Below are 23,769 nucleotides of genomic sequence, written 5' to 3' on the forward strand. Positions count from 1 at the left end.
AAACAGCAAAAAATGTTAAAAATGTCATTTTAACCATAGTTGATACTTAAGAATCTTTACTTCAAGATATTCCCTATTACAATAAATCAAGGTATTATGTCAAAAATATAATCAACTTCATGAGCTACCTTTTGTGGAACATTCGTCATCTGGACATAGTTTTTTATCATCAATGTCTGCTCTTTTACCTAATTATATAATCGAATATTACCCACTCATTACTGTTTGTTTGTTACTTTTTATTGCGATTTTATTGTTTTCATTCAGTAAATTAAGAATGGATATTATTGCGTTATTGACGATAACTGCAATTACCGTCACGGGTGTATTAACTCCGGCTGAAGCGCTTGCGGGATTTAGCGATCCCAATATTATCCTCATTGCACTGTTATTCGTAATCGGTGAAAGTTTAGTAAGAACGGGTATCTCTTACAAAATGAGTGAATATATCTTAAAAGCAGCAGGTAAAAATGATATTCGAATTATTACCTTTATTATGTTAGGTGTAGCTTTACTGGGTTCGGTTATGAGCTCAACTGGTGTAGTTGCAATCTTTATTCCTGTTGCTATCAGTATTGCTAACCATACAGGTATCCATGTAAAAAAATTGATGATGCCACTGTGTATTGCAGCATTAATTAGTGGCATGATGACTCTTGTCGCAACAGCTCCAAACCTTGTAGTAAATAGTGAACTTAGCCGAGCTGCATTAACCGAGTTTGGCTTCTTTTCAATTACGCCAATAGGCCTTGGCGTATTAGTTGTTGGTGTGATTTATTGTTTATTAACACGCAATTGGTTACTTACAGCGGACCAAGTCACCGCTAACAATAGTTTACCTCAAAGACGTAAAATTACCGATTTAATTAGAGATTATAAATTAATTGGCCGAGCTCACCGCGCGCAAATTCTTGCTGGTTCTCCTTTTGTTGGGCGAACCATTGATGGATTACATTTACGTACTGAGCATGGTGTAAATGTAATTGGTATTGAACGTTGGCGAAAATTCCAAAAAGTGCTCATCCCTGTAAATGGTAGTACTGAATTTAGAGAAAACGATATTCTTTTATTGGACATGTCTCATTCCGAAGCTGACTATCGCACATTTCTAACCACTAACAATCTTGAACCAAAAGTATTACGTGGTGAATATTTTTCAGAACAAGTCAAAGAAGTCGGTATGGCTGAAGTTGCATTGCTGCCTGAATCATCATTATGTGGAAAGACTCTTAATGAAATTGATTTTAGGGAAAAATATTTTCTGACCGTTATTGGAATCTGGCGAAACCATGCGCCAGTTGAAACCAATAACCTATTCCAAGAACGACTAGAAATGAGCGATACACTTTTGGTATGCGGAGACTGGGGATCTATACAAAAACTACAAACTCGAACTAGTGATTTTGTGGTACTTGATTACCCATCAGACATTGATGATGTTGCACCAGCAAGCTCTCAGGCTTTTATCGCACTATTTAATCTAGCGGTAATGATTATTTTAATGGTGACAGGTATTGTCCCAAATGTTGTTGCTGCACTGATTGCTTGTTTATTAATGGGTGCCACTCGCTGTATTGATATGGCAAATGCTTATAAATCAATTCATTGGCCAACATTAATTCTAATTATCGGTATGATGCCTTTCGCGGTAGCATTAAATAAGACAGGAGGGATTTCGCTCATATCACAATGGCTTGAAATCCACTTACGTTCATTTGGCCCTTACATGGTGTTAACTTTTATCTTTTTATTATGCTCAACGGTAGGATTGTTTATTTCTAATACCGCAACCGCGATTTTAATTGCACCAATTGCGATTGATTTAGCAATAAAATTTGGATATTCACCCTATCCATTTGCTATGACCGTTGCTATTGCGACATCTGCATCGTTTATTACACCTGTTTCATCACCTGTAAAAACAATGGTTGTTGCACCTGGTGGATATAGCTTTAGTGATTTTGTTAAAGTTGGTGTGCCGTTAACCTTCTTGGTTATGTTAGTTGATATAGCTTTGGTACCAATATTTTTTCCATTTTAAGTAAAATAAAAACATAATTAATTGGTTAAATATAAGGTTACTAAGTTGTTTGTGGATTTTTACTATTATTTTATCCACAAACTTTTCACCAGCTATTATGAGATTTCGCTATGATTCAAGATCACTTAACGCTATAACCACCTTTACTCGGTATACATATGATATCCATTATGAGTACAGTGATGTGATTAAGGATTATTAGGTCAATTTAAAGTATAATATCTGTCATATTTTGATTATGGATATATTACACATGTCACACACAACAAATCCCCTAAAGATTATTTTTGCTGGTACGCCTGATTTTGCCGCTACCCATTTAAAAGCATTAATTGATGCTAAACATAATGTCATTGCAGTTTTTACTCAGCCCGATCGCCCTGCTGGACGTGGCAATAAGTTAACTGCAAGTCCGGTTAAACAATTAGCAATCGAAAATCATCTTCCTGTTTATCAACCAGCTACACTCAAAACTGAAGAAAATCAAAAAATCATTGCTGAGCTCAATGCCGACATTATGATTGTGGTGGCTTATGGTCTTATTTTACCGCAAGCTGTGCTTGATATGCCTAAACTAGGTTGTTTAAATGTGCATGGTTCATTATTACCAAGATGGCGAGGCGCAGCTCCTATTCAACGCGCTTGTTGGGCTGGTGATACTTTAACCGGTATCACAATTATGCAAATGGATGCAGGGCTTGATACGGGTGATATGTTATATAAACTCACCTGTCCAATAGAACCTTCTGATACCAGTGCAACGTTATATAACAAATTGGCGCAATTAGGTCCAGAAGGACTACTTGATACCTTAACACTAATTACCGAAGGAAAAATCCAACCTGAAAAACAAGATCCATCACAGGTCACTTACGCTGAAAAATTATCTAAACAAGAAGCTAAACTTGATTGGAACCTATCGGCACAGCAACTGGAACGTTGCATTCGCGCCTTTAATCCTTGGCCTGTTAGTTATTTTGACGTTAATGGCGAGCCAGTAAAGGTATGGCAAGCAGAAGTGATAAAAACATCCCACAATCGACCTGTTGGCACTATTTTACAAGCGGATAAAAAAGGAATATGTATTGCAACAAGTGATGGCGCATTAAATATGACACTTTTACAACCTGCTGGTAAAAAACCAATGTCTGCTCAAGATCTATTGAACTCTCGCAAAGCATGGTTTGAAGTAGGTAAGATACTGGGGAACTAGTTAAAAAAGATATTACAGGATAAATTCCTGTAATATTATCGTTTTTTGGCTAACAGCGTCGCAAAGCGGAGCTTTATTCGGTTGCCATGGATATCCGTTTTATGCAGTTCGCCAACATCTTCATTGTATTTTAGGATGTCCCAATTTTGATAATAATTAAGTAACTCATTCTCTTTAAACGTAAACGAAAATCCTACAGTGCAAGGAAAATCATCAGTTGACATAGCGCAAACAATTAAATTATAACCACCCGTTTTAGTTATGTTTTGCATATTATGAATGATATCGGGAATTCTATCTGGTTGTAAAAACATCATTACAACAGTTGAAATAATTAAATCGTAGTTACCTTTTAAATTAGCCTGGTTAATATCATAAATAGATGCATTGATATGCGATAAATGATCGTTTGCAATAATTTCTTGTAAATTACTAATACTCATTTCTGACTTATCAACGGCATCAACATCAAAACCAAGTAGCTGTAAATAGAGTGAATTACGGCCTGAACCACAACCTAAATCTAGCGCTTTTCCGGCCTGAATGATTTGACATACTTCCAACACGTCAGAATGGGTTTTAGTCATCTGATATTTTTTCTGGCTATAATCCTCAGGTTGACAATAAAAAGCCAACTGGCACTGCAAATCATCTGAAACATGAGCTATTCGATGCCATTGCTGAGGCTCAATAAATGGAGGCTGATGCTGAACATCAAAAACATATTGAGAAACGATATCGCCTTGCTCGGTTAACATATCAAAATTGATATGACCTTTTATAATATTTAATTTTGCCCAAGTACCTAGTTGTGTATTATGTTTTTCACGAAACAAATCGGGTAAAGTTTTTGCATCCCAAACAGGTAACGTTTTATAGCAAACTAAATCTTTATCTTTCATCATGAAGTACCAACAATGCCATCTAATAGTTGAGTATTATAGTCAAGTATTAATCAAATAAACAACTTATTTTTAGAAATAAAATGACGATTAAATAAGGAAAAATAAATTTATAGTAGCGAAGTTAACTATATCAACATATAATCATCAGCATTCTAGAATATATAGTAAAAAATATTAGAGGAACAATTTATGGGATTTTTAACAGGTAAACGCATACTGGTTACCGGCGTTGCAAGTAATCGTTCTATTGCTTACGGTATTGCAAAAGCGATGCACCGTGAAGGCGCAGAATTAGCTTTTACTTATCAAAGCGAAAAATTAAAAGGCCGTGTTGAAGAGTTTGCTGCTGATTTTAATTCTAAAATCGTTTTACCTTGTGATGTTGCGCATGATGAAAGCATCACGACATTATTTACAGAGCTAGCTAAAACTTGGGATAAATTCGATGGTTTTGTTCATGCAATTGCCTTCGCTCCTGGTGATCAATTAGATGGTGATTATGTTAATGCGGTAACTCGTGAAGGTTTTGCCATCGCACATGATATTAGCTCTTATAGCTTTGTTGCTATGGCTAAAGCTTGTCGTTCAATGCTAAATCCTGACTCAGCATTAGTCACTCTTTCTTATTTAGGCGCTGAACGTGCAATTCCTAATTATAACGTTATGGGTCTTGCTAAAGCATCTTTAGAAGCAAATGTACGTTATATGGCAAATGCAATGGGACCTGAAGGTATTCGTGTAAATGCAATTTCTGCTGGCCCTATTCGCACTTTAGCTGCATCAGGAATTAAAGATTTCAAAAAGATGTTATCACATTGTGAATCAGTAACCCCTATTCGTCGTACAGTAACCATTGAAGACGTAGGTAATTCAGCTGCATTCTTATGTTCAAATTTATCGTCAGGTATTACAGGTGAAGTCATTCATGTTGATGGTGGCTTTAGCATCGCAGCAATGAATGAATTAGAACTTAAGTAATATAGTAGAATATTTTAATGAAAGGCTAATTGTAAAATTAGCCTTTTTTATTGCATAAAAGCAAATCTATCAATGATTAAGCTTTCTTAGATTTAATATGAATGCCTATTTTGCTAAGTAACGACACAAATAAACTGTTGTCTCGCTGACTTGCACATCAAATTGACTCTCTTTGGCGACATGAAAAATCTGCCCGGCTTCAAAAATTTGCCAATCAGTTGCAGTAGGTAATAAAACTTTGAGCGAACCAGTTATCACTGTCATTTCTTCTGGATTATTGGTACTAAAAACATATTCGCCAGGCATCATCACACCAACAGAGGCTTTACCCGTTGAGCCATTTTCAAAACCTATAGACTTCACTTTTCCATCAAAATAATCATTAATTTCTAACATAAAAACCCCTCTCCTCAACATTTTTTATAAATTTTATTAAACTTATTATTATCAGCTTAATTGATTTCAATTAGCTATCCAACGATTATTTATTAGTTAAAAGTTATTTTTTTAAACCAAAATCGCATCAATAACTAAGATAATATTAAAACTTCCTAAATTACAAAGAAAATAGCATACAGAAGCGTTTTTTTCCGTTAAAATTTAACATTATTTGCTCAGTAACAGTTTGTTGGAGAAAACATGAAAATAGCAAAAAATACAGTTGTAAGTTTAGCATATAAAGTTCGTACAAAAGATGGCGTGTTAGTTGATGAAGCTACAGCAGCTGCGCCACTTGAATATTTACAAGGTGCAGGAAACTTATTACAAGACCTTGAAAATGCGTTAGAAGGCCATCAAGTTGGTGATAAATTTGATGTGGAATTAGTTAACCCTTATGGTGATTTTAACGATGCATTGGTACAAAATGTACCGCGTGATGTTTTTGTTGGAGTTGATGACCTCGAAGTTGGTATGCGTTTTTTTGCTGATACTGACCAAGGTTCTTTACCCGTTGAAATCACGGCTATTGATGGCGATACCGTTACTATTGATGGTAACCATATGTTAGCTGGCCAAGACTTAAATTTTAATGTTGAAGTGCTTGCTATTCGTGAAGCGACACCTGATGAGATATCTCATGGTCATATTCATGGTGCACACGATCATGGACATGGTGGCTGTGGTTGTGGTGGTCACGATGATCATGACGATGATGAAGAAAGCGGTTGTTGTGGCGGTGGAAACGGCAGTTGCGGATGTCACTAATATTTAAATAAAATAGAATTTTAAAAGCGCTGATTAGCGCTTTTTTTGAAAAATAGTCTCGATCTTTGCGAACCATTTCACAACTTTTCATCTGTTTCGTTATCAATTTATAAAAATTAATCAATAATCTCATTTTAAAAAAATGGGAATACCATAATTATGTCAACACAATGCAGACTTTTGATGCCACGAGAAAAATTATTACAATTTGGTGTTGAAGCGCTGTCAGATGCTGAATTACTTGCTCTTTTTTTACGTACGGGAACTCGTAATTTACCAGTATTAACGTTATCCCAAAAATTATTAAATGAATTCGGTTCCTTTTACCATTTAATGAATGCAAGTCATGATGAATTTTGTAAAAAAGAAGGTTTGGGAACAGCTAAATACACTCAATTGAAAGCGGTGGTTGAACTATCTCATCGTTATTTAAAAGTTAAAATGACCAAAGAAAATTATCTTACATCACCTACTTTAACTCATCATTATCTAGCTAATCGTTTAATGGATAAAGATCGTGAAATTTTTATGGTTATTTTTCTAGATAACCAGAATCACGTGATTAATTGTGAGGAGATGTTTGTAGGAACATACAACTGCGTTGAGGTTCATCCTAGAGAAGTCGCTAGAAAAGCCTTACAATACAATGCGGCAGCATTAATTTTAGCACATAACCATCCTTCAGGCCTAGCTGAACCAAGTCAAGCTGATCGTGCATTAACTAAAAAAATCGAACAAGTTTGTGAATTAATTGATGTCCGAGTTATCGATCATCTCGTCATTGGTAAAGGTGAATACGTCTCTTTTGCGGAACGAGGATGGATTTTATAATAACTTTTACTTACAATATAAAATTAAATAGCCATTAAGTAACAGACTATGAACCAACAATTGGAATTATTAGAAACAAAAGTTGCATTTCAAGAGATGACCATTGAAGAATTAAATCAAATGGTGGTTAATCTACAGTCCGATATCAGCAAACTTAAAGAACAATTAACGTTATTATCACAAAAATTACAAGCAACCCAAACATCGAACATAGCAAGTTTATCAGAAGAAACTCCGCCTCCACATTATTAACTTATAGCATTAAAATGTTTTGAAGAATTCCTACTAATTATGGACAAAATGGTGGCTATATCATTTGCCATCTCGTTTAAAATTGCTGGTACTTATATTAAACTTTGGTAGTTAAATCTATAATAATCAGCTAATAAAAAACCGGCTCATTAGCCGGTTTTAATTTTAAGCTTTAATTATTTATTCAGCTGCTGCTTCTGCTTCTACAGCAGGGCGATCAACTAATTCAATATAAGCCATTGGAGCATTATCTCCATCACGGAAACCACATTTTAAAATGCGTACATAACCGCCAGGACGGGTAGCAAAACGTGGGCCTAAATCTGAAAATAATTTTTTCACTGTATCTTTATCACGGATACGAGCAAAAGCCAAACGGCGATTAGCTACGCTATCGCTTTTGGCTAGCGTAATTAACGGTTCAACAACACGACGCAACTCTTTTGCTTTAGGCAATGTAGTTTTGATGATTTCATGTTCAACAAGTGAACTAGTCATGTTACGAAACATTGCTTGACGATGGCTGCTATTTCGGTTCAGTTGACGACCACTTTTACGATGGCGCATAACTTTATCCTTCTTATATAAATTTTATTTTAGTCTTCAACAATACTTGCTGGTGGCCAGTTCTCAAGACGCATGCCTAAAGACAAACCACGAGACGCGAGCACATCCTTAATTTCAGTAAGTGATTTCTTACCAAGATTAGGGGTTTTAAGTAACTCAACTTCGGTACGTTGTACTAAATCACCAATATAATGAACTGCTTCTGCTTTTAAGCAATTAGCAGACCGAACAGTTAATTCGAGATCATCTACTGGACGTAGAAGAATCGGATCAAATTCCGGTTTATCTTCTTTAACTTCAGGTTGACGTACATCACGTAAATCAACGAAAGCTTCAAGTTGTTCAGCCAAAATAGTTGAAGCACGACGAATAGCCTCTTCAGGATCAATCGTACCATTAGTTTCCATATCAATAACTAATTTATCTAAATCGGTACGTTGTTCCACACGAGCCGCATCGACAGAATAAGCGATACGCTCGACTGGGCTATAACATGCATCAACTAATAGACGACCAATCGGTCGCTCTTCATCTTCTGACTTAACGCGAGCAGAAGCAGGGACATAACCACGTCCTCGTTGTACACGAATACGCATACTAATTGAAGCATTGGCATCAGTAAGATGACAAATTACTAAATCAGGATTTACAATTTCAACATCACCATCGTGAGTGATATCCGATGCAGTTACCGCACCTACCCCTGATTTATTTAAAGTCAGCATAACATCATCTTTAGTATGTACACGTACTGCTAATTTTTTCAAATTAAGCAGAATATCAAGCACATCTTCTTGAACGCCTTCTTTAGTACTATACTCATGCAGAACACCGTCAATTTCAACTTCGGTCACTGCATATCCCGGCATAGATGATAATAAAATGCGGCGTAGTGCATTACCTAAAGTATGTCCAAAACCACGCTCAAGTGGCTCTAAAGTCACTTTTGCATGAGTTGGGCTGTATTGAACAACGTCAACTAGGTGAGGTTTTAAAAACTCTGTTACAGAACCCTGCATTATGTCCTCTCTTAAGTGCTAAACTTTACTTAGAGTAAAGTTCGACGATCAAATGTTCGTTGATGTCAGCAGATAAATCTGAACGTTCTGGTAAGCGTTTGAACACACCTTCCATTTTGCTAGCATCAACTTCTAACCATGTTGGTTTTTCACGTTGTTCAGCTAACTCTAAAGCGGCTTTAATACGTGCTTGTTTTTTAGATTTTTCACGAACACTAATCACATCTTCAGGTGAAACTTGATAAGATGCGATGTTAACAACGTGACCATTAACAAGAACAGCTTTATGACTAACTAATTGACGAGCTTCAGCACGAGTTGCACCGAATCCCATACGATAAACAACGTTATCTAAGCGACGTTCTAAAAGACCTAACAAGTTTTCACCTGTATTACCTTTAATACGTGCTGCATTTTTGTAGTAATTACGGAATTGACGTTCTAGAATTCCATAAATACGTCTAACTTTTTGTTTTTCGCGTAACTGAACACCATAATCTGATAAACGCGGTTTACGCGCACCATGTTGTCCAGGAGCTTGTTCTAACTTACATTTACTGTCAACCGCTCGGACGCCAGACTTAAGGAATAAATCTGTACCTTCACGACGACTTAATTTGAGCTTTGGTCCCAAATATCTTGCCATTTTTTTTCTCCAATAATCCTATAAACATTCAATGTTTAATAAAAAATTAAACACGACGTTTCTTTGGTGGACGACAACCGTTATGAGGAATCGGAGTAACATCAGTAATATTAGTGATGCGATAACCCGCTGCATTTAATGCACGAATTGTTGACTCACGACCAGGACCAGGTCCTTTTACCATAACTTCTAGATTCTTAATTCCGTAGTCTTTTACGGCTTCTGCACAACGCTCTGCGGCTACTTGAGCTGCGAACGGAGTTGACTTACGAGAGCCACGGAAACCAGAACCACCAGCGGTTGCCCAACCCAACGCATTACCTTGACGATCGGTAATTGTTACGATTGTATTGTTAAATGATGCATGAATATGAGCTATACCATCAGAAACTTGCTTTTTAACACGTTTACGTGTACGAACAGGTGTCTTTGCCATTTATTATCACCTCAATTATTTCTTGATTGGCTTACGCGGTCCCTTACGGGTACGAGCGTTAGTCTTAGTGCGTTGACCACGGACAGGAAGTCCACGACGATGACGCACACCACGATAACAACCAAGGTCTAATAAACGCTTGATACTCATAGTTACTTCACGACGTAAATCACCTTCAACAGTGAATTTAGCGACTTGTTCACGTAACTTTTCAATCTGATCTTCAGATAGTTCTCTGATCTTAACATGTTCAGGAATACCAGCTTCAGCACAAATTGTCTTAGCACGGGTATTACCGATACCATAAATTGCTTGTAACGCAATAACAGTATGTTGTTGATCAGGAATGTTAATGCCTGCTATACGGGCCACTATGCACTCCTTTATTGTTAATGTTCAGCAAATCCACCATACTGAAAAGCCCGTTTTCAGGATACTCAAACGGCGGATCTACAAAAAAATTTTAGGCTGGCTATTCTAGCCAGCTTTACTATACTTTGGCAAGTAAAATATGCAAAAGTTCAATTTCGCAGTTAAATAATATTAACCTTGACGTTGTTTGTGTTTACCTTCAATGCAAATAACACGAACGATGCCATTGCGTTTGATGATTTTACAATTTCTGCATAATTTCTTGACTGAAGCACGAACTTTCATGTTTTTCTCCGTAACTTCTGGCTAACTTATCGGCCGTAGCCTTTAAGGTTCGCTTTCTTTAACACTGACTCATAACGATTTGGCATCATTAAAGTCTGTACTTGTGCCATAAAATCCATGATTACAACAACCACAATTAACAAAGATGTTCCACCAAATTGAACTGGAACTTTCATCGCACTTGTCATAAACATTGGTACCAAACATACAAAAGTAATGTAGATAGCGCCAATTAGCGTTAAACGTGTCATTACTTTATCAATATACTTCGATGTTTGTTCACCTGGACGGATACCTGGAATAAATGCACCAGATTTTTTTAACTGATCTGCTGTTTCTCTCGGATTGAAAACCAATGCGGTATAGAAGAAACAGAAGAAAATAATCGCAGCTGCAAAAAAGATTATGTATAACGGTTGATCATGAGAGAAATATTGCCCAATAAGAACAAAGATATATCTCCATCCTTCACCATTTCCTTGAAACCAAGAAGCCATCATTGATGGTAACATAATAATTGTTGAAGCAAATATTGCTGGAATTACACCTGCCATATTAATTTTAAGAGGTAAATGCGTACTTTGTGCGGCATACACACGACGACCTTGTTGTCTTTGAGCGTAATTAACGACAATACGTCGTTGACCACGTTCAACAAAAACGACAAAGTAAGTCACACCAACCACTAATGCAGCGATTACTAATAATAAAATCGGATGCAAATCACCAGAACGAGCTTGTTCAATTGTTTCATATATCGCATGAGGAAGACTTGCCACAATACCAGCAAAGATAATGATAGAAATACCATTACCTACACCGCGCTCTGTGATCTGTTCACCCAACCACATAAGAAACATAGTGCCAGTAACTAAGCTAACCGATGCAATAAAATAGAAAGAAAATCCTGGGTTAATCACAACCTGACTATAACCCGGAATATTCGGTAAACCAGTCGCAATACCGACTGCCTGTACAATCGCTAAAGCTAGTGTGCCATAACGAGTATATTGGCTAATTTTCTTACGACCTGATTCACCTTCTTTCTTCAATTCAGCTAATTTAGGATTAATTGATGTCAATAACTGCACAATGATTGATGCAGAAATATAAGGCATTATCCCTAAAGCAAATATTGAAGCACGGCTTAAAGCACCACCAGAGAACATATTGAACATACCAACAATACCATTAGATGATGCTTGTAGTAAGTCCGATAACGCTTTAGTATCAACACCAGGAACCGGAACGTAAGAACCAAGACGGAAAACAATAAGCGCTAAAAGCACAAATAATAAACGTCTTTTAAGCTCACTACTACCGCCTCGTGTGCTTTGAAAATCTAATCCTGGTTGCTTTGCCATCTTTCTAATTATTCCTCAATTTTTCCGCCAGCAGCTTCAATTGCAGCTTTAGCACCTTTAGTTACTCGAATACCACGAACTGTTACTGGTTTAGAAATTTCACCAGATAACATGATTTTTGCATATTCGATTTGTGAATTAATCACATTAGCAACTTTTAAGCTATTTAGGTCAACAATATCACCTTCAACTTTCATTAAATCTGAAAGACGAACTTGTGCTGTTACCATAGCTTTACGTGAGGTAAAACCAAATTTTGGTAAACGACGATATAAAGGCATTTGACCACCTTCAAAGCCGCGACGAACGCCGCCACCTGAACGAGATTTTTGACCTTTGATACCACGAGTACCAGTTTTACCAAGCCCTGAACCGATTCCACGGCCTACGCGCTTAGGTGCATGCTTTGAACCTTCAGCAGGAGATAAAGTATTTAAACGCATTACTATTACTCCTCAACTTTAACCATGTAATAAACTTGGTTTACCATACCGCGAATTGCAGGTGTATCTTCACGTTCAACAGTATGACCAATACGACGTAATCCTAAACCAACTAACGTTGCTTTATGCTTCGGTAGACGACCAATAGAACTACGAGTTTGTGTAATTTTAATTGTCTTTGCCATGGCTAATTACCCCAAAATTTCTTCGACGGTTTTACCACGCTTAGCAGCAACCATTTCTGGAGATTTCATATTTTCTAAGCCATCAATCGTTGCACGAACCACGTTAATTGGGTTTGTAGAACCATATGCTTTAGCTAGAACGTTACGAACACCAGCAACTTCTAATACAGCACGCATCGCACCACCGGCGATAATACCAGTACCTTCTGATGCTGGTTGCATATAAACACGAGAACCTGTGTGAGCACCTTTAACTGGATGCTGTAAAGTATCGTTGTTTAACGCAACATTGATCATATTGCGACGTGCTTTTTCCATTGCTTTTTGGATTGCTGCTGGCACTTCACGTGCTTTACCATATCCAAAACCTACGCGGCCATTACCGTCACCAACAACAGTTAGTGCAGAAAAACTAAAAATACGACCACCTTTTACGGTTTTAGAGACTCGGTTAACTGCGATTAATTTTTCCTGCAGTTCACCAGCTTGTTTTTCGATGTTTGACATCTTTAACTCCTACCTTAGAACTGTAGGCCAGCTTCGCGAGCAGCATCTGCTAGCGCCTGAACTCGACCATGATATTGGAAACCTGAACGATCAAAAGAAACTTCTTTGATATCTTTCGCTAATGCACGCTCTGCAATTGCTTTACCAACTGCTGCTGCGGCATCTTTGTTTCCAGTGTATTTTAAACTTTCACTGATAGCTTTTTCTAATGTAGAAGCGGCTGCCAGTACTTCTGATCCGTTTGGTGCGATAATCTGCGCATAAATATGACGCGGAGTACGGTGAACTACTAAGCGAGTTGCAAGTAGTTCATGCATCTTACGACGCGCTTTAGTTGCACGACGGATACGAGCTGATTTCTTATCCATAGTGTTACCTTACTTTTTCTTAGCTTCTTTAGTACGCACAACTTCATCTGCGTAACGAACACCTTTACCTTTATAAGGTTCAGGACGACGATAAGCACGGATATCTGCTGCCACTTGTCCGATTAACTGTTTATCAGCACTTTTTAGTACGATTTCAGTTTGAGAAGGACACTCAGCTGTTACACCTTTAGGTAATTGATGTTCAATTGGATGTGAATATCCAAGAGATAAACCAATTGCATTACCTTTAACTTGTGCACGATAACCGACACCAACTAGCTGAAGTTTTTTAGTAAAACCTTCAGTAACACCAATTACCATTGCATTAATCAATGCACGAGCTGTACCTGCTTGAGCCCAAGCATCAGCAAAGCCGTCACGAGGTGCAAATTTAATTTGACCTTCTTCTTGATTAATTACAACAGCATTATTTATTGTGCGAGATAACTCGCCATTTTTACCTTTAATCGTAATTACCTGACCATTGAGTTTTACCTCTACGCCAGCAGGAACAACGACAGGTGCTTTTGCAACACGAGACATTTTTTTCTCCCTTACGCTACGTAGCAGATAATTTCACCACCAAGACCAGCTTGGCGTGCTGCACGATCAGTCATAACACCTTTAGAAGTAGAAATAACTGCAATACCTAATCCAGCCATTACTTTTGGTAATTCATCTTTACGTTTATAAATACGTAAACCTGGACGGCTAACACGTTTAATACTTTCTACAACAGCCTTACCTTGGAAATATTTTAAAGTGATTTCCAATTCTGGTTTAGTGTCACCAACTACTTTATAGTCCCCGATATAACCTTCTTCTTTTAGCACATTGGCAATTGCCACTTTTAGCTTAGAGGAAGGCATGGTGACTGCAACTTTATTCGCAGCTTGACCGTTACGAATACGGGTCAACATATCTGCTATAGGATCTTGCATGCTCATCTATAACACTCCCCTGATTACCAACTTGCCTTTTTAAGACCAGGAATCTCACCACGCATGGCTGACTCACGAACCTTAATACGGCTTAAACCAAATTTACGAAGGACGCCATGAGGACGACCGGTTTGACGACAACGACGACGTTGACGTGATGGACTAGAATCACGAGGAAGCGTTTGCAATTTAAGCACTGCATTCCAACGATCTTCATCTGATGCATTAAGATCAGAGATAATCGCTTTTAATTCTTGACGCTTTGCAAAATATTTTTCTGCTAGCTTTACGCGTTTCTTATCGCGTTCAATCATTGATTGTTTAGCCATTATGCCCTACCTTACTTACGAAATGGGAAGTTAAAGGCAGATAATAAAGCTCGGCCTTCTTCATCAGATTGTGCAGTAGTTGTGATAGTAATATCTAAACCACGAACACGATCAACTTTATCATAATCGATTTCAGGGAAAACGATTTGTTCACGAACACCCATGCTATAGTTACCACGACCATCGAAAGATTTTGCGCTTAAGCCACGAAAATCTCGAGTACGAGGAAGAGCAATATAAACTAGACGTTCAAAAAATTCCCACATACGTTCGCCACGTAAAGTGACCTTACAACCAATAGGATACCCTTGACGGATTTTAAAACCAGCAACTGATTTGCGTGCTTTAGTGACAAGTGGTTTTTGACCACTGATTGCTGCTAAATCAGCAACCGCATTATCTAATAATTTCTTATCAGTAATTGCTTCACCCACACCCATATTCAAGGTGATCTTTTCGATCCGAGGGACTTGCATGACAGATTTGTAGCCAAACTGTTCTTGCAGTTTATTTACTACCTGTGCTTTGTAGTAATCATGCAGTTTCGCCATCGTACACTCCAAATTACTTAATTGATTAATTTATTAGTAGACTTATAAAAACGGACTTTTTTTCCATCTTCAAAACGAAAGCCTACGCGATCTGCTTTGCCTGTATCTTGGTTAAAAATTGCTACGTTAGAAACGTTAATTGGCGCTTCTTTCTCAACAATTCCACCTTCTTGATTTAATGCAGGTACTGGTTTTTGGTGTTTTTTCACCAAATTAATACCTTCAACAATCACTTTACCAGTAGACAAAACACTTTTTACTTTACCGCGTTTACCTTTATCTTTACCGGCTAACACGATAACTTCATCTTCTCGACGGATTTTAGCTGCCATTACCCGCTCCTTACAGTACTTCTGGTGCTAATGAAATGATCTTCATAAACTTCTCAGAACGAAGTTCACGAGTGACCGGTCCAAAAATACGCGTACCAATCGGTTGCTCACTGTTATTATTTAAAATAACGCAAGCATTGCGATCGAAACGAATGACAGATCCATCAGGACGACGAACACCTTTTCTAGTGCGCACGACGACAGCTTTAAGTACATCACCTTTTTTCACTTTACCACGTGGAATTGCTTCTTTAATGGTAACTTTGATGATATCACCGACAGCTGCATAACGACGATGCGATCCACCGAGAACCTTGATACACATTACGCTACGTGCGCCAGAGTTATCAGCAACATCGAGCCTAGTCTGTTCTTGGATCATTTTAATGCTCCGTATAAATTAATTATTGTCTAATCTACCTTCATCCACCTCAACTACCATGGATAAGAATAGACAACCAAAAACCCACATATGTGAGGGCGCATAGTATAACACCACTCAAATAAAATGGATAGCATAAAATAAACGGCCGATGAGCCGTTTATGATATTATGTACAGTTTTTAATCAAAAAGATTAACTAACTGCTTTTTCAACGATTCGAACAAGAGTCCAAGATTTGGTTTTTGATAATGGACGACACTCTTTAATTTCAACAGTATCACCAATACCACACTCGTTGTTTTCATCATGTACATGCAATTTAGTCGTACGTTTAATGAACTTACCATATAACGGATGCTTCACTTTACGTTCAATAGCTACAGTAATAGATTTATCCATTTTGTCGCTAATAACACGACCTTGCTGAGTACGAATTTTTACTTCAGTAGTCATATTACGCACCCGCCTTCTCAGTTAATAACGTTTTAACTCGTGCAATATTACGACGCACTTGTTTTAACATATGAGTTTGTGTTAACTGACCCCCAGCTAATTGCATACGTAAGTTAAATTGCTCACGTAATAAATTAAGAAGTTCAGTATTTAACTCTTCAACGCTTTTTTCGCGTAGCTCTTTTGCTTTCATTTACATCACCGTCTTAATCACAAAGGTGGTTTTAATTGGCAGTTTTGCAGCTGCCAACGCAAATGCTTCACGAGCAACTTCTTCCGGTACACCGTCCATTTCATAAAGGACTTTACCTGGTTGAATCTGAGCAACCCAGTATTCAACGTTACCCTTACCTTTACCCATACGCACTTCAAGTGGTTTTTCAGTAATTGGTTTATCAGGGAAAACTCGAATCCAGATTTTACCTTGACGCTTAACTGCACGAGTCATTGCACGACGTGCCGCTTCGATCTGGCGCGCAGTCAAACGACCACGACCCACAGCCTTAAGACCGAATGTACCGAAACTAACGTCAGTACTTACAGCAAGACCACGATTGCGGCCCTTGTGCACTTTACGGAATTTTGTACGCTTTGGTTGTAACATCAGCGACGCTCCTTATTGTTTTCGGCCTTTGCGCTGCTTTTTCGGTTGAGCAGCAGGTTGTTTTTCTGCTTGTTCAACGGCAGCCATACCACCAAGGATCTCACCTTTGAAGATCCACACTTTAACACCAATAATACCATAGGTAGTTAATGCTTCAGATGTACCATAATCGATATCAGCACGTAGAGTATGTAGAGGCACACGACCTTCACGATACCATTCACTACGAGCGATTTCAGCGCCGCCTAAACGACCACTTACTTCAACTTTGATACCTTTAGCACCCGCTTTCATTGCGTTTTGAACCGCACGTTTCATAGCACGACGGAACATAACACGGCGTTCTAACTGAGAGGTAATACTGTCAGCAACTAATTTAGCGTCAAGTTCTGGTTTACGAACTTCAGCAATATTAATTTGTACTGCAACATCACGTTTCTCTCTTTTGTCTTTGTATTTATTGACAATAGAAGCTACGGCATTACGTAATTTTTCAACGTCCTCACCTTTTTTACCAATCACAATACCTGGACGAGCAGTGTGAATAGTAATGCGAACGTTAGTTTCTGCTGAACGGTCGATCACAATTTTAGAGATAGATGCTTGTGCTAATTCTTTATTTAAGAATTCACGCACTCTAAAATCACTTTCTAAATTATCAGCGAATGTCTTTGTACCCGAATACCATGTAGATGTCCAAGGCTTGACGATGCCTAGTCGGATACCATTTGGATTTACTTTTTGACCCATTGCTATTCTCCAGCCTAGCGATCAGAGACGATCACGGTGATGTGACTCGTACGCTTCAAAATTCGATCTGCACGACCTTTTGCACGAGGCATAATACGCTTCATGGTTGGGCCTTCGTCTACGAAAATTTTCGCAACTTTCAGATCATCAATATCAGCACCATCGTTATGCTCTGCATTAGCAATAGCAGACTCTAATACTTTTTTAACCAGTACAGCCGCTTTTTTATTGGTGTACGTTAAAATATCAAGTGCCTGAGACACTTTTTTACCGCGAACAAGATCTGCAACTAAGCGAACTTTTTGTGCAGAAGAACGAGCGTGGCGGTACTTTGCAATTGTTTCCATCTCTTTCTCCTACTTATTTCTTCTTAGCTTTCTTATCCGCAGCGTGGCCGCGATAAGTACGAGTCGGCGCGAATTCACCCAATTTATGACCAACCATTTCGTCGGAAACATAAACTGGAACGTGCTGACGACCATTATGGACAGCGATGGTCAAACCGATCATGTTAGGAAAGATCGTTGAACGACGGGACCAAGTACGAATTGGTTTCTTGTCCCCGCTTTCCACCGCTTTCTCTACCTTCTTCAGCAAGTGTAGGTCAATAAAAGGACCCTTCTTGAGAGAACGTGGCATAGCTAATCCTCTATATTAATTATTTCTTATTGCGACGGCGAACAATATACTTATCAGTACGTTTGTTGCTACGCGTTTTCAATCCTTTGGCTTTTTGACCCCATGGAGACACAGGATGTTTACCAAAGTTACGACCTTCACCACCACCATGTGGATGGTCTACCGGGTTCATTGCTGTACCACGAACAGTAGGACGAACACCACGCCAACGCGAAGCACCCGCTTTACCTAATACGCGAAGCATATGTTCTGAATTACCCACTTCACCAATAGTGGCGCGGCAATCAGATAATACTTTACGCATTTCACCTGAACGTAGACGTAATGTTACATAAGCACCATCACGAGCAACGATTTGAACATAACTACCAGCAGAGCGAGCAAGTTGTCCGCCTTTACCTGGTTTCATTTCAATATTATGCACGGTAGAACCGACTGGAATATTGCGCATCGGCAAACAGTTACCTGTTTTAATTGATGCATCAACACCAGATTGGATCTGATCACCTGCTTTTAAGCCTTTAGGCGCTAAAATATAACGACGTTCACCGTCTTTATATAGAACCAATGCAATATTTGCACTACGGTTCGGATCATATTCCAAACGTTCAACAACTGCTGGAATACCATCTTTATTACGCTTAAAGTCGACAATACGATAATGTTGTTTATGACCACCACCGATATGACGGGTAGTGATACGACCATTATTATTGCGACCACCAGTTTTGCTTTTTGAATCAAGCAACGGTGCATAAGGCTTACCTTTATGCAACTCTGGGTTAACCACTTTAACAACGTGGCGACGACCCGGAGATGTAGGTTTACACTTAACAACTGCCATTGTTCTTACTCCTCCGAATTACTCAGCGACGCCAGCAAGGTCTAAGTTTTGACCTTCTGCTAAAGTAACGTAAGCTTTTTTCCAGTCGCTACGGCGACCGATTTGTTGACCACGACGTTTTACTTTGCCTTTAACAACAAGAGTATTTACGTCATCTACTTTAACTTCAAATAGTTGTTCAACTGCGGCTTTAATCTCTCTCTTAGTAGCATCTTTAGCAACTTTCAATACTAATGTATTTGTTTTTTCCATTGAAATAGATGCTTTTTCAGAAACATGTGGTGCTCGCAGGACTTTAAGCAGACGCTCTTCACGAATCATGCTAACATCTCCTCTACTTGTTTAACGGCATCAACAGTGATAACCACTTTGTCAAATGCAATCAAACTAACTGGATCAATACCTGCCACATCACGCACATCAACTTTATATAAGTTACGTGCTGCTAAGAAAAGATTTTCATCAACTTCAGAGGTAATGATTAGAACATCATTTAAGTTCATATCATTTAATTTCTGAGTTAATAATTTAGTCTTAGGTGCTTCAACAGTAAATGTTTCAACCACGATTAAACGTTCTTGACGCACTAATTCAGAGAAAATACTCTTTAATGCACCACGATACATTTTACGGTTAACTTTTTGGCTATGATCTTGTGGTTTTGCTGCAAATGTTACACCACCACTACGCCAGATTGGGCTCTTAATAGAACCTGAACGAGCACGACCAGTGCCTTTTTGACGCCATGGTTTTTTGCCTGAACCAGCGATTTCTGCACGAGTTTTTTGTGCGCGAGAGCCTTGACGAGCAGCAGATGCATAAGCAACAACTACTTGGTGAACTAACGCTTCATTAAACTCACGTCCGAAGGTAGTTTCGGAAACAGAAAGCGCTTGCGCGTCTTTTACTACTAATTCCATCTCTATCTCCTCGACGTTAAGCCTTGATTGCCGGTTTAACAATTACGTCACTATTGATTGCGCCTGGTACTGCACCTTTAATTAATAAAAGGTTACGTTCTGCATCAACACGCACAATATCTAAGTTTTGAACAGTTACACGTTCATTACCTAGGTGACCTGCCATTTTACGACCTTTGAACACTTTACCTGGAGTTTGGTTTTGACCGATAGAGCCATGACCACGGTGTGCCAAAGAGTTACCATGTGTTGCATCTTGAGTACGGAAATTCCAACGTTTAGTTACGCCAGCAAAACCTTTACCTTTAGATGTTCCAGTAACATCAACTTTTTTAACGTCTGTAAAAATATCAACGTTAATGCTTTGACCTACAGTATATTCGCCTTCTTCAAAACGAAATTCCCATAGACCACGACCAGCTTCAACGCCAGCCTTAGCGAAATGACCTGCTTCAGGTTTATTTACGCGGCTTGCTTTTTTGCTGCCAGTAGTAACCTGAATAGCTTGATAACCATCATTCTCAAGCGTTTTAACTTGAGTAACGCGGTTGCTTTGAACTTCAACTACGGTGACAGGAATAGAAACACCCTCTTCGGTGAAGATTCGTGTCATTCCTACTTTACGACCGATTAAACCAATCATTGTTTAGACCTCTCAATCATTCAGCTTAGGATTAACCTAAACTGATCTGCACATCAACACCGGCAGCAAGGTCTAGACGCATTAAAGCATCAACTGTTTTTTCAGTTGGCTCAACGATATCAACTAGACGTTTGTGAGTACGAATCTCATATTGATCACGCGCATCTTTATTTACGTGCGGAGAAATCAATACGGTGAAACGTTCTTTGCGTGTCGGTAATGGAATAGGACCACGAACTTGTGCGCCTGTGCGCTTCGCAGTTTCTACAATTTCAGCAGTTGATTGATCAATCAAACGATGATCAAACGCTTTTAACCGAATACGGATTCTTTGGTTCGACATGAGACCAGAGCTCCACTATTTAAAAGTTATAACAAAAGATTACTCCTCTTGCCCTGTTTCGATTGACAGGAGAGTGTAATCCGTTCTTTTTCGTAATTCCCAAATCGGGAATATTGTTGATATAATTCAATATTTTTACATAAAGATTATATCTTTTTACTCATTTGCTTACATAAAGACAATAAACAAAGTGGCGGGATTATACCCCGTTAGTTAATCAACATCAAGTATTAATTATCATACAGATAGAGAAAATATGATCATTAATAGCTATCAAAAAAGTTGAGGAACGGGGTTTTTGGGCATATTTATGTCGCTATCAGTCACTCAAGTCTGACTATCAAAATGCGCCTCAATACATCATTTTTATTTAATATTGCAATAACTCATCGCGATTTCAGATGCTAATTTTGCATTATTAAAAACAAGATTGATATTTGCTTCTAAGCTATCACCACCAGTTAACTCAACCACCTTCGCTAACAAGAATGGGGTAGTCTCTTTACCTTTAATTCCTTGCTCAACTGATTCTTTTAATGCTTTTTCAATTGCTGCCGTAATTAACGCTTCATCCATTGCATATTGTGTGGGGATAGGATTTGCAACCACAACTCCACCATTTAAACCTAAATCCCATTTTACTTTAATCATGTCAGCAATCTGTTTAGCGCTATCTAGTTTTACGCTAACATCAAACGGACTAGTTCGGCTAAAGAACGATGGCAGTTTTTCTGTTTGATAACCAACCACAGGTACACCAAATGTTTCAAGATATTCCATTGTTAAACCTAAATCTAAAATTGATTTCGCCCCAGCACAGACTACCGCAACATTAGTATTAGCGAGTTCTTGAAGGTCGGCTGAAATATCAAAGGTATGCTCAGCACCTCGATGAACACCACCAAGCCCGCCGGTTGCAAAAACTCGAATACCAGCTAATTCAGCAATAATCATTGTAGCTGCAACCGTTGTCGCACCATTTTGTTTATTGGCAACAACAACAGGTAAATCACGACGACTCACTTTTGTTACATTTAACCCTTCTTTACCAAGAATGATGATCTCTTCTTTGGATAATCCCGCTTTTAAACGACCATTAATTACCGCAATCGTTGCAGGAATTGCGCCATTTTTTCTGACTATTTCTTCCACTTTTAATGCTGTTTCCACATTTTGTGGATAAGGCATACCATGTGAAATAATAGTAGATTCTAAAGCAACGACAGGTTGATTATTTTCAAGCGCTCGTTTGACTTCAGGCGAAATATCAAGATATTGATTATACTTAGGCATATTGTTCATGAAAGGGACTCCAAAATATTTTGAACACAATTAATTGATAAATTAGGATTATTAGTAAATTCTGATGATAATGTTAATGATGAACAGGCTTGACCAAATTTCACACTTTGATAAAAATTCAGTCCATCCAAATAACCTTGTACAAGCCCTGCCAGCATCGCATCACCAGCACCAGTTACGCTAACAATGTCGGTAGGAATTGGCGCGGACCAACCACGATCACCATCGATTTCACTATAGTAAACGCCATCAGCTCCAGCACTAATGGCAATTCGCTGAACACCTTGCTGATGGAACCAGTCAACTACTTTAGGAGTATCATCATTGGTTTCGATTTTTATTCCACTTAAAATTTCGGCCTCTAAACGATTTGGTTTTAAGGTATGAATATATGATAACCAATCTTTGATTTTATAGGATTTAAATGCTGAAACAGTATCAACAAAAATCGGAATAGAGCCAGCATTACTAAATAGCCATGTCAGAGCTTCTTGTTGCAAATTACAGTCAATAACCAGTAATTTAGCATGTTGAATTAACTGTTTTGATTCATTTAATAAGCTTGGGTTTAACTTATTAATAATATCCATATCATTAACAGCTATCACCATTTCACCTGACTCATCAAGTAAAGAAAGATAGGTTGAAGTACGATCTCCTTTTACCACGTGGCAATGATCCATATTAACGCCGGATTTTCGAGTATGTTCGATAAGTTGCGCACCATAAAAATCATCACCTATCATTGAAATAAGGTATGTATCAAGCCCTAATAACGCTAAATTTTCAGCAATATTTCGCCCTACACCACCAGGTGTGCAACGAATTTTACCGGGATTAGAATCTCCATAAACTAATTGCTTATCTGAATAACCAGTCACATCCATATTACATGAACCAACGACAACAACATGATTATTTTCAGATAAAAGATACCCTTTTCCTTTTATATAGCCTTTTTGAGTCAGCGTCATAATATAACCTGCCACACTAGAACGGGTAATGCCTAACATACCAGCAATAACATGCTGTTGAATGAAAGGATTATTGCGAATAATTGTGAGGATCTATTTTTCTCTTTTATTCATAAACACCTGTCTATTTTTAAACACATGT

At 38.2% G+C, this 23,769-nt stretch carries 38 protein-coding genes; 6 read left to right on the forward strand and 32 right to left on the reverse strand.

Going from position 1 to position 23,769, the window contains the following annotated elements:
- Positions 1-172: 172 nt before the first annotated feature.
- Together A9G08_RS06565 and fmt are read left to right on the forward strand one after the other, a co-directional pair.
- The gene (locus A9G08_RS06565) at positions 173-2,041 is read left to right on the forward strand and encodes an SLC13 family permease (protein ID WP_065562930.1); all 1,869 of its coding nucleotides are present in this window, start codon (positions 173-175) and stop codon (positions 2,039-2,041) included.
- A gap of 253 nt (positions 2,042-2,294) precedes the next feature.
- A complete protein-coding gene (fmt, locus tag A9G08_RS06570) occupies positions 2,295-3,254 on the forward strand; it encodes a methionyl-tRNA formyltransferase (RefSeq protein WP_065562931.1) in 960 nt (319 codons plus the stop codon).
- 35 nt (positions 3,255-3,289) lie between these two features.
- Here fmt and tehB read toward each other — a convergent pair whose 3' ends face one another.
- Positions 3,290-4,159, reverse strand: coding sequence for an SAM-dependent methyltransferase TehB (tehB, locus tag A9G08_RS06575; protein WP_065562932.1), 870 nt, complete (start codon positions 4,157-4,159; stop codon positions 3,290-3,292).
- 189 nt (positions 4,160-4,348) lie between these two features.
- Between tehB and fabI the strand changes: the two genes are divergently transcribed.
- Positions 4,349-5,137 (forward strand): enoyl-ACP reductase FabI, encoded by a 789-nt coding sequence (gene fabI, locus A9G08_RS06580; RefSeq protein WP_065562933.1) that lies wholly within the window; start codon positions 4,349-4,351, stop codon positions 5,135-5,137.
- 105 nt (positions 5,138-5,242) lie between these two features.
- Here the strand turns inward: fabI and ppnP are convergent, their stop codons facing one another.
- Entirely contained in the window at positions 5,243-5,533 is a 291-nt protein-coding gene (gene ppnP / locus A9G08_RS06585; protein ID WP_065562934.1) for a pyrimidine/purine nucleoside phosphorylase, read from the reverse strand.
- A 243-nt stretch (positions 5,534-5,776) separates the two neighbouring features.
- Here ppnP and slyD point away from each other — a divergent pair, with 243 nt between their 5' ends.
- From slyD to A9G08_RS06600, 3 genes are all read left to right on the forward strand, one after another.
- Complete coding sequence (slyD, locus tag A9G08_RS06590) at positions 5,777-6,343, forward strand: peptidylprolyl isomerase (RefSeq protein WP_065562935.1); 567 nt, start codon at positions 5,777-5,779, stop codon at positions 6,341-6,343.
- 159 nt (positions 6,344-6,502) lie between these two features.
- Positions 6,503-7,174 carry a RadC family protein gene (gene radC / locus A9G08_RS06595; RefSeq protein ID WP_065562936.1) on the forward strand — a complete coding sequence of 224 codons (672 nt, stop codon included), beginning with the start codon at positions 6,503-6,505 and terminating at the stop codon, positions 7,172-7,174.
- 48 nt (positions 7,175-7,222) lie between these two features.
- A complete protein-coding gene (locus A9G08_RS06600; RefSeq protein ID WP_065562937.1) occupies positions 7,223-7,426 on the forward strand; it encodes a SlyX family protein in 204 nt (67 codons plus the stop codon).
- A 180-nt stretch (positions 7,427-7,606) separates the two neighbouring features.
- On the opposite strand, the gene rplQ is transcribed toward A9G08_RS06600, so the two are convergent.
- The 30 genes from rplQ to A9G08_RS06750 form a co-directional block, all read right to left on the reverse strand.
- Positions 7,607-7,993 (reverse strand): 50S ribosomal protein L17, encoded by a 387-nt coding sequence (gene rplQ / locus A9G08_RS06605; RefSeq protein WP_034884211.1) that lies wholly within the window; start codon positions 7,991-7,993, stop codon positions 7,607-7,609.
- Positions 7,994-8,022: 29 nt separating this feature from the next.
- Entirely contained in the window at positions 8,023-9,012 is a 990-nt protein-coding gene (locus A9G08_RS06610; protein WP_065562938.1) for a DNA-directed RNA polymerase subunit alpha, read from the reverse strand.
- Between the two features lie 25 nt (positions 9,013-9,037).
- Positions 9,038-9,658: a 30S ribosomal protein S4 gene (rpsD, locus tag A9G08_RS06615; protein ID WP_065558591.1), complete on the reverse strand. Its 621-nt coding sequence runs from the start codon at positions 9,656-9,658 to the stop codon at positions 9,038-9,040.
- A gap of 46 nt (positions 9,659-9,704) precedes the next feature.
- A complete protein-coding gene (gene rpsK, locus A9G08_RS06620) occupies positions 9,705-10,094 on the reverse strand; it encodes a 30S ribosomal protein S11 (protein WP_025314405.1) in 390 nt (129 codons plus the stop codon).
- Between the two features lie 15 nt (positions 10,095-10,109).
- On the reverse strand, positions 10,110-10,466 hold the full coding sequence (rpsM, locus tag A9G08_RS06625) for a 30S ribosomal protein S13 (RefSeq protein WP_034884217.1): 357 nt from the start codon (positions 10,464-10,466) through the stop codon (positions 10,110-10,112).
- A gap of 171 nt (positions 10,467-10,637) precedes the next feature.
- Positions 10,638-10,751 carry a 50S ribosomal protein L36 gene (gene rpmJ, locus A9G08_RS06630; RefSeq protein ID WP_034884218.1) on the reverse strand — a complete coding sequence of 38 codons (114 nt, stop codon included), beginning with the start codon at positions 10,749-10,751 and terminating at the stop codon, positions 10,638-10,640.
- A gap of 26 nt (positions 10,752-10,777) precedes the next feature.
- Positions 10,778-12,115: a preprotein translocase subunit SecY gene (gene secY / locus A9G08_RS06635; protein ID WP_065562939.1), complete on the reverse strand. Its 1,338-nt coding sequence runs from the start codon at positions 12,113-12,115 to the stop codon at positions 10,778-10,780.
- 8 nt (positions 12,116-12,123) lie between these two features.
- Positions 12,124-12,558, reverse strand: a complete 435-nt coding sequence (gene rplO, locus A9G08_RS06640) for a 50S ribosomal protein L15 (protein WP_065562940.1) — start codon at positions 12,556-12,558, stop codon at positions 12,124-12,126.
- 5 nt (positions 12,559-12,563) lie between these two features.
- Positions 12,564-12,743 (reverse strand): 50S ribosomal protein L30, encoded by a 180-nt coding sequence (gene rpmD / locus A9G08_RS06645; protein ID WP_025314400.1) that lies wholly within the window; start codon positions 12,741-12,743, stop codon positions 12,564-12,566.
- Positions 12,744-12,749: 6 nt separating this feature from the next.
- Complete coding sequence (gene rpsE / locus A9G08_RS06650) at positions 12,750-13,250, reverse strand: 30S ribosomal protein S5 (protein WP_025314399.1); 501 nt, start codon at positions 13,248-13,250, stop codon at positions 12,750-12,752.
- A 14-nt stretch (positions 13,251-13,264) separates the two neighbouring features.
- Positions 13,265-13,618: a 50S ribosomal protein L18 gene (rplR, locus tag A9G08_RS06655; RefSeq protein WP_025314398.1), complete on the reverse strand. Its 354-nt coding sequence runs from the start codon at positions 13,616-13,618 to the stop codon at positions 13,265-13,267.
- A gap of 9 nt (positions 13,619-13,627) precedes the next feature.
- A complete protein-coding gene (rplF, locus tag A9G08_RS06660; RefSeq protein ID WP_065562941.1) occupies positions 13,628-14,161 on the reverse strand; it encodes a 50S ribosomal protein L6 in 534 nt (177 codons plus the stop codon).
- An 11-nt stretch (positions 14,162-14,172) separates the two neighbouring features.
- Positions 14,173-14,565, reverse strand: a complete 393-nt coding sequence (gene rpsH / locus A9G08_RS06665) for a 30S ribosomal protein S8 (RefSeq protein ID WP_034884228.1) — start codon at positions 14,563-14,565, stop codon at positions 14,173-14,175.
- A gap of 17 nt (positions 14,566-14,582) precedes the next feature.
- On the reverse strand, positions 14,583-14,888 hold the full coding sequence (gene rpsN, locus A9G08_RS06670; protein WP_025314395.1) for a 30S ribosomal protein S14: 306 nt from the start codon (positions 14,886-14,888) through the stop codon (positions 14,583-14,585).
- Between the two features lie 11 nt (positions 14,889-14,899).
- A complete protein-coding gene (gene rplE / locus A9G08_RS06675; protein WP_025314394.1) occupies positions 14,900-15,439 on the reverse strand; it encodes a 50S ribosomal protein L5 in 540 nt (179 codons plus the stop codon).
- Positions 15,440-15,456: 17 nt separating this feature from the next.
- Positions 15,457-15,771: a 50S ribosomal protein L24 gene (gene rplX, locus A9G08_RS06680; RefSeq protein WP_034884230.1), complete on the reverse strand. Its 315-nt coding sequence runs from the start codon at positions 15,769-15,771 to the stop codon at positions 15,457-15,459.
- Positions 15,772-15,781: 10 nt separating this feature from the next.
- Positions 15,782-16,153, reverse strand: a complete 372-nt coding sequence (gene rplN / locus A9G08_RS06685) for a 50S ribosomal protein L14 (RefSeq protein WP_025314392.1) — start codon at positions 16,151-16,153, stop codon at positions 15,782-15,784.
- Between the two features lie 194 nt (positions 16,154-16,347).
- On the reverse strand, positions 16,348-16,608 hold the full coding sequence (rpsQ, locus tag A9G08_RS06690) for a 30S ribosomal protein S17 (RefSeq protein ID WP_025314391.1): 261 nt from the start codon (positions 16,606-16,608) through the stop codon (positions 16,348-16,350).
- Position 16,609: 1 nt separating this feature from the next.
- Positions 16,610-16,801 (reverse strand): 50S ribosomal protein L29, encoded by a 192-nt coding sequence (gene rpmC / locus A9G08_RS06695; RefSeq protein ID WP_034902373.1) that lies wholly within the window; start codon positions 16,799-16,801, stop codon positions 16,610-16,612.
- Positions 16,802-17,212: a 50S ribosomal protein L16 gene (gene rplP, locus A9G08_RS06700; protein WP_025314389.1), complete on the reverse strand. Its 411-nt coding sequence runs from the start codon at positions 17,210-17,212 to the stop codon at positions 16,802-16,804.
- Between the two features lie 12 nt (positions 17,213-17,224).
- Positions 17,225-17,962, reverse strand: a complete 738-nt coding sequence (rpsC, locus tag A9G08_RS06705) for a 30S ribosomal protein S3 (RefSeq protein ID WP_065562942.1) — start codon at positions 17,960-17,962, stop codon at positions 17,225-17,227.
- A 14-nt stretch (positions 17,963-17,976) separates the two neighbouring features.
- The gene (gene rplV, locus A9G08_RS06710; protein ID WP_034884235.1) at positions 17,977-18,309 is read right to left on the reverse strand and encodes a 50S ribosomal protein L22; all 333 of its coding nucleotides are present in this window, start codon (positions 18,307-18,309) and stop codon (positions 17,977-17,979) included.
- Between the two features lie 13 nt (positions 18,310-18,322).
- Positions 18,323-18,601: a 30S ribosomal protein S19 gene (gene rpsS / locus A9G08_RS06715; protein ID WP_024496505.1), complete on the reverse strand. Its 279-nt coding sequence runs from the start codon at positions 18,599-18,601 to the stop codon at positions 18,323-18,325.
- Positions 18,602-18,620: 19 nt separating this feature from the next.
- Complete coding sequence (gene rplB, locus A9G08_RS06720) at positions 18,621-19,445, reverse strand: 50S ribosomal protein L2 (protein ID WP_065562943.1); 825 nt, start codon at positions 19,443-19,445, stop codon at positions 18,621-18,623.
- A gap of 18 nt (positions 19,446-19,463) precedes the next feature.
- Positions 19,464-19,766: a 50S ribosomal protein L23 gene (gene rplW / locus A9G08_RS06725; protein ID WP_034885052.1), complete on the reverse strand. Its 303-nt coding sequence runs from the start codon at positions 19,764-19,766 to the stop codon at positions 19,464-19,466.
- On the reverse strand, positions 19,763-20,365 hold the full coding sequence (rplD, locus tag A9G08_RS06730) for a 50S ribosomal protein L4 (protein WP_065562944.1): 603 nt from the start codon (positions 20,363-20,365) through the stop codon (positions 19,763-19,765). Before rplD ends, rplW begins: the two co-directional genes overlap by 4 nt.
- 16 nt (positions 20,366-20,381) lie before the next feature.
- Positions 20,382-21,008, reverse strand: a complete 627-nt coding sequence (rplC, locus tag A9G08_RS06735) for a 50S ribosomal protein L3 (RefSeq protein WP_034902384.1) — start codon at positions 21,006-21,008, stop codon at positions 20,382-20,384.
- A gap of 31 nt (positions 21,009-21,039) precedes the next feature.
- Positions 21,040-21,351, reverse strand: coding sequence for a 30S ribosomal protein S10 (gene rpsJ, locus A9G08_RS06740; protein ID WP_006120582.1), 312 nt, complete (start codon positions 21,349-21,351; stop codon positions 21,040-21,042).
- 366 nt (positions 21,352-21,717) lie between these two features.
- Entirely contained in the window at positions 21,718-22,653 is a 936-nt protein-coding gene (locus A9G08_RS06745; RefSeq protein WP_065562945.1) for a pseudouridine-5'-phosphate glycosidase, read from the reverse strand.
- The gene (locus A9G08_RS06750) at positions 22,650-23,720 is read right to left on the reverse strand and encodes a PfkB family carbohydrate kinase (protein ID WP_335340229.1); all 1,071 of its coding nucleotides are present in this window, start codon (positions 23,718-23,720) and stop codon (positions 22,650-22,652) included. Before A9G08_RS06750 ends, A9G08_RS06745 begins: the two co-directional genes overlap by 4 nt.
- Between the last annotated feature and the right edge of the window lie 49 nt (positions 23,721-23,769).

The sequence above is a fragment of the Gilliamella sp. wkB195 genome (genome assembly GCF_001690445.1).
Lineage (GTDB): Bacteria > Pseudomonadota > Gammaproteobacteria > Enterobacterales > Orbaceae > Gilliamella > Gilliamella apicola_E.

Excerpts from the sequence above, each read along its gene's own strand:
- A9G08_RS06565 (WP_065562930.1), top strand. The coding sequence starts at position 173 with ATGTCTGCTCTTTTACCTAATTATATAATCGAATATTACCCACTCATT.
- fmt (WP_065562931.1), top strand. The coding sequence starts at position 2,295 with ATGTCACACACAACAAATCCCCTAAAGATTATTTTTGCTGGTACGCCT.
- tehB (WP_065562932.1), bottom strand. The coding sequence starts at position 4,159 with ATGATGAAAGATAAAGATTTAGTTTGCTATAAAACGTTACCTGTTTGG.
- fabI (WP_065562933.1), top strand. The coding sequence starts at position 4,349 with ATGGGATTTTTAACAGGTAAACGCATACTGGTTACCGGCGTTGCAAGT.
- ppnP (WP_065562934.1), bottom strand. The coding sequence starts at position 5,533 with ATGTTAGAAATTAATGATTATTTTGATGGAAAAGTGAAGTCTATAGGT.
- slyD (WP_065562935.1), top strand. The coding sequence starts at position 5,777 with ATGAAAATAGCAAAAAATACAGTTGTAAGTTTAGCATATAAAGTTCGT.
- radC (WP_065562936.1), top strand. The coding sequence starts at position 6,503 with ATGTCAACACAATGCAGACTTTTGATGCCACGAGAAAAATTATTACAA.
- A9G08_RS06600 (WP_065562937.1), top strand. The coding sequence starts at position 7,223 with ATGAACCAACAATTGGAATTATTAGAAACAAAAGTTGCATTTCAAGAG.
- rplQ (WP_034884211.1), bottom strand. The coding sequence starts at position 7,993 with ATGCGCCATCGTAAAAGTGGTCGTCAACTGAACCGAAATAGCAGCCAT.
- A9G08_RS06610 (WP_065562938.1), bottom strand. The coding sequence starts at position 9,012 with ATGCAGGGTTCTGTAACAGAGTTTTTAAAACCTCACCTAGTTGACGTT.
- rpsD (WP_065558591.1), bottom strand. The coding sequence starts at position 9,658 with ATGGCAAGATATTTGGGACCAAAGCTCAAATTAAGTCGTCGTGAAGGT.
- rpsK (WP_025314405.1), bottom strand. The coding sequence starts at position 10,094 with ATGGCAAAGACACCTGTTCGTACACGTAAACGTGTTAAAAAGCAAGTT.
- rpmJ (WP_034884218.1), bottom strand. The coding sequence starts at position 10,751 with ATGAAAGTTCGTGCTTCAGTCAAGAAATTATGCAGAAATTGTAAAATC.
- secY (WP_065562939.1), bottom strand. The coding sequence starts at position 12,115 with ATGGCAAAGCAACCAGGATTAGATTTTCAAAGCACACGAGGCGGTAGT.
- rplO (WP_065562940.1), bottom strand. The coding sequence starts at position 12,558 with ATGCGTTTAAATACTTTATCTCCTGCTGAAGGTTCAAAGCATGCACCT.
- rpmD (WP_025314400.1), bottom strand. The coding sequence starts at position 12,743 with ATGGCAAAGACAATTAAAATTACACAAACTCGTAGTTCTATTGGTCGT.
- rpsE (WP_025314399.1), bottom strand. The coding sequence starts at position 13,250 with ATGTCAAACATCGAAAAACAAGCTGGTGAACTGCAGGAAAAATTAATC.
- rplR (WP_025314398.1), bottom strand. The coding sequence starts at position 13,618 with ATGGATAAGAAATCAGCTCGTATCCGTCGTGCAACTAAAGCGCGTCGT.
- rplF (WP_065562941.1), bottom strand. The coding sequence starts at position 14,161 with ATGTCTCGTGTTGCAAAAGCACCTGTCGTTGTTCCTGCTGGCGTAGAG.
- rpsH (WP_034884228.1), bottom strand. The coding sequence starts at position 14,565 with ATGAGCATGCAAGATCCTATAGCAGATATGTTGACCCGTATTCGTAAC.
- rpsN (WP_025314395.1), bottom strand. The coding sequence starts at position 14,888 with ATGGCTAAACAATCAATGATTGAACGCGATAAGAAACGCGTAAAGCTA.
- rplE (WP_025314394.1), bottom strand. The coding sequence starts at position 15,439 with ATGGCGAAACTGCATGATTACTACAAAGCACAGGTAGTAAATAAACTG.
- rplX (WP_034884230.1), bottom strand. The coding sequence starts at position 15,771 with ATGGCAGCTAAAATCCGTCGAGAAGATGAAGTTATCGTGTTAGCCGGT.
- rplN (WP_025314392.1), bottom strand. The coding sequence starts at position 16,153 with ATGATCCAAGAACAGACTAGGCTCGATGTTGCTGATAACTCTGGCGCA.
- rpsQ (WP_025314391.1), bottom strand. The coding sequence starts at position 16,608 with ATGACTACTGAAGTAAAAATTCGTACTCAGCAAGGTCGTGTTATTAGC.
- rpmC (WP_034902373.1), bottom strand. The coding sequence starts at position 16,801 with ATGAAAGCAAAAGAGCTACGCGAAAAAAGCGTTGAAGAGTTAAATACT.
- rplP (WP_025314389.1), bottom strand. The coding sequence starts at position 17,212 with ATGTTACAACCAAAGCGTACAAAATTCCGTAAAGTGCACAAGGGCCGC.
- rpsC (WP_065562942.1), bottom strand. The coding sequence starts at position 17,962 with ATGGGTCAAAAAGTAAATCCAAATGGTATCCGACTAGGCATCGTCAAG.
- rplV (WP_034884235.1), bottom strand. The coding sequence starts at position 18,309 with ATGGAAACAATTGCAAAGTACCGCCACGCTCGTTCTTCTGCACAAAAA.
- rpsS (WP_024496505.1), bottom strand. The coding sequence starts at position 18,601 with ATGCCACGTTCTCTCAAGAAGGGTCCTTTTATTGACCTACACTTGCTG.
- rplB (WP_065562943.1), bottom strand. The coding sequence starts at position 19,445 with ATGGCAGTTGTTAAGTGTAAACCTACATCTCCGGGTCGTCGCCACGTT.
- rplW (WP_034885052.1), bottom strand. The coding sequence starts at position 19,766 with ATGATTCGTGAAGAGCGTCTGCTTAAAGTCCTGCGAGCACCACATGTT.
- rplD (WP_065562944.1), bottom strand. The coding sequence starts at position 20,365 with ATGGAATTAGTAGTAAAAGACGCGCAAGCGCTTTCTGTTTCCGAAACT.
- rplC (WP_034902384.1), bottom strand. The coding sequence starts at position 21,008 with ATGATTGGTTTAATCGGTCGTAAAGTAGGAATGACACGAATCTTCACC.
- rpsJ (WP_006120582.1), bottom strand. The coding sequence starts at position 21,351 with ATGTCGAACCAAAGAATCCGTATTCGGTTAAAAGCGTTTGATCATCGT.
- A9G08_RS06745 (WP_065562945.1), bottom strand. The coding sequence starts at position 22,653 with ATGAACAATATGCCTAAGTATAATCAATATCTTGATATTTCGCCTGAA.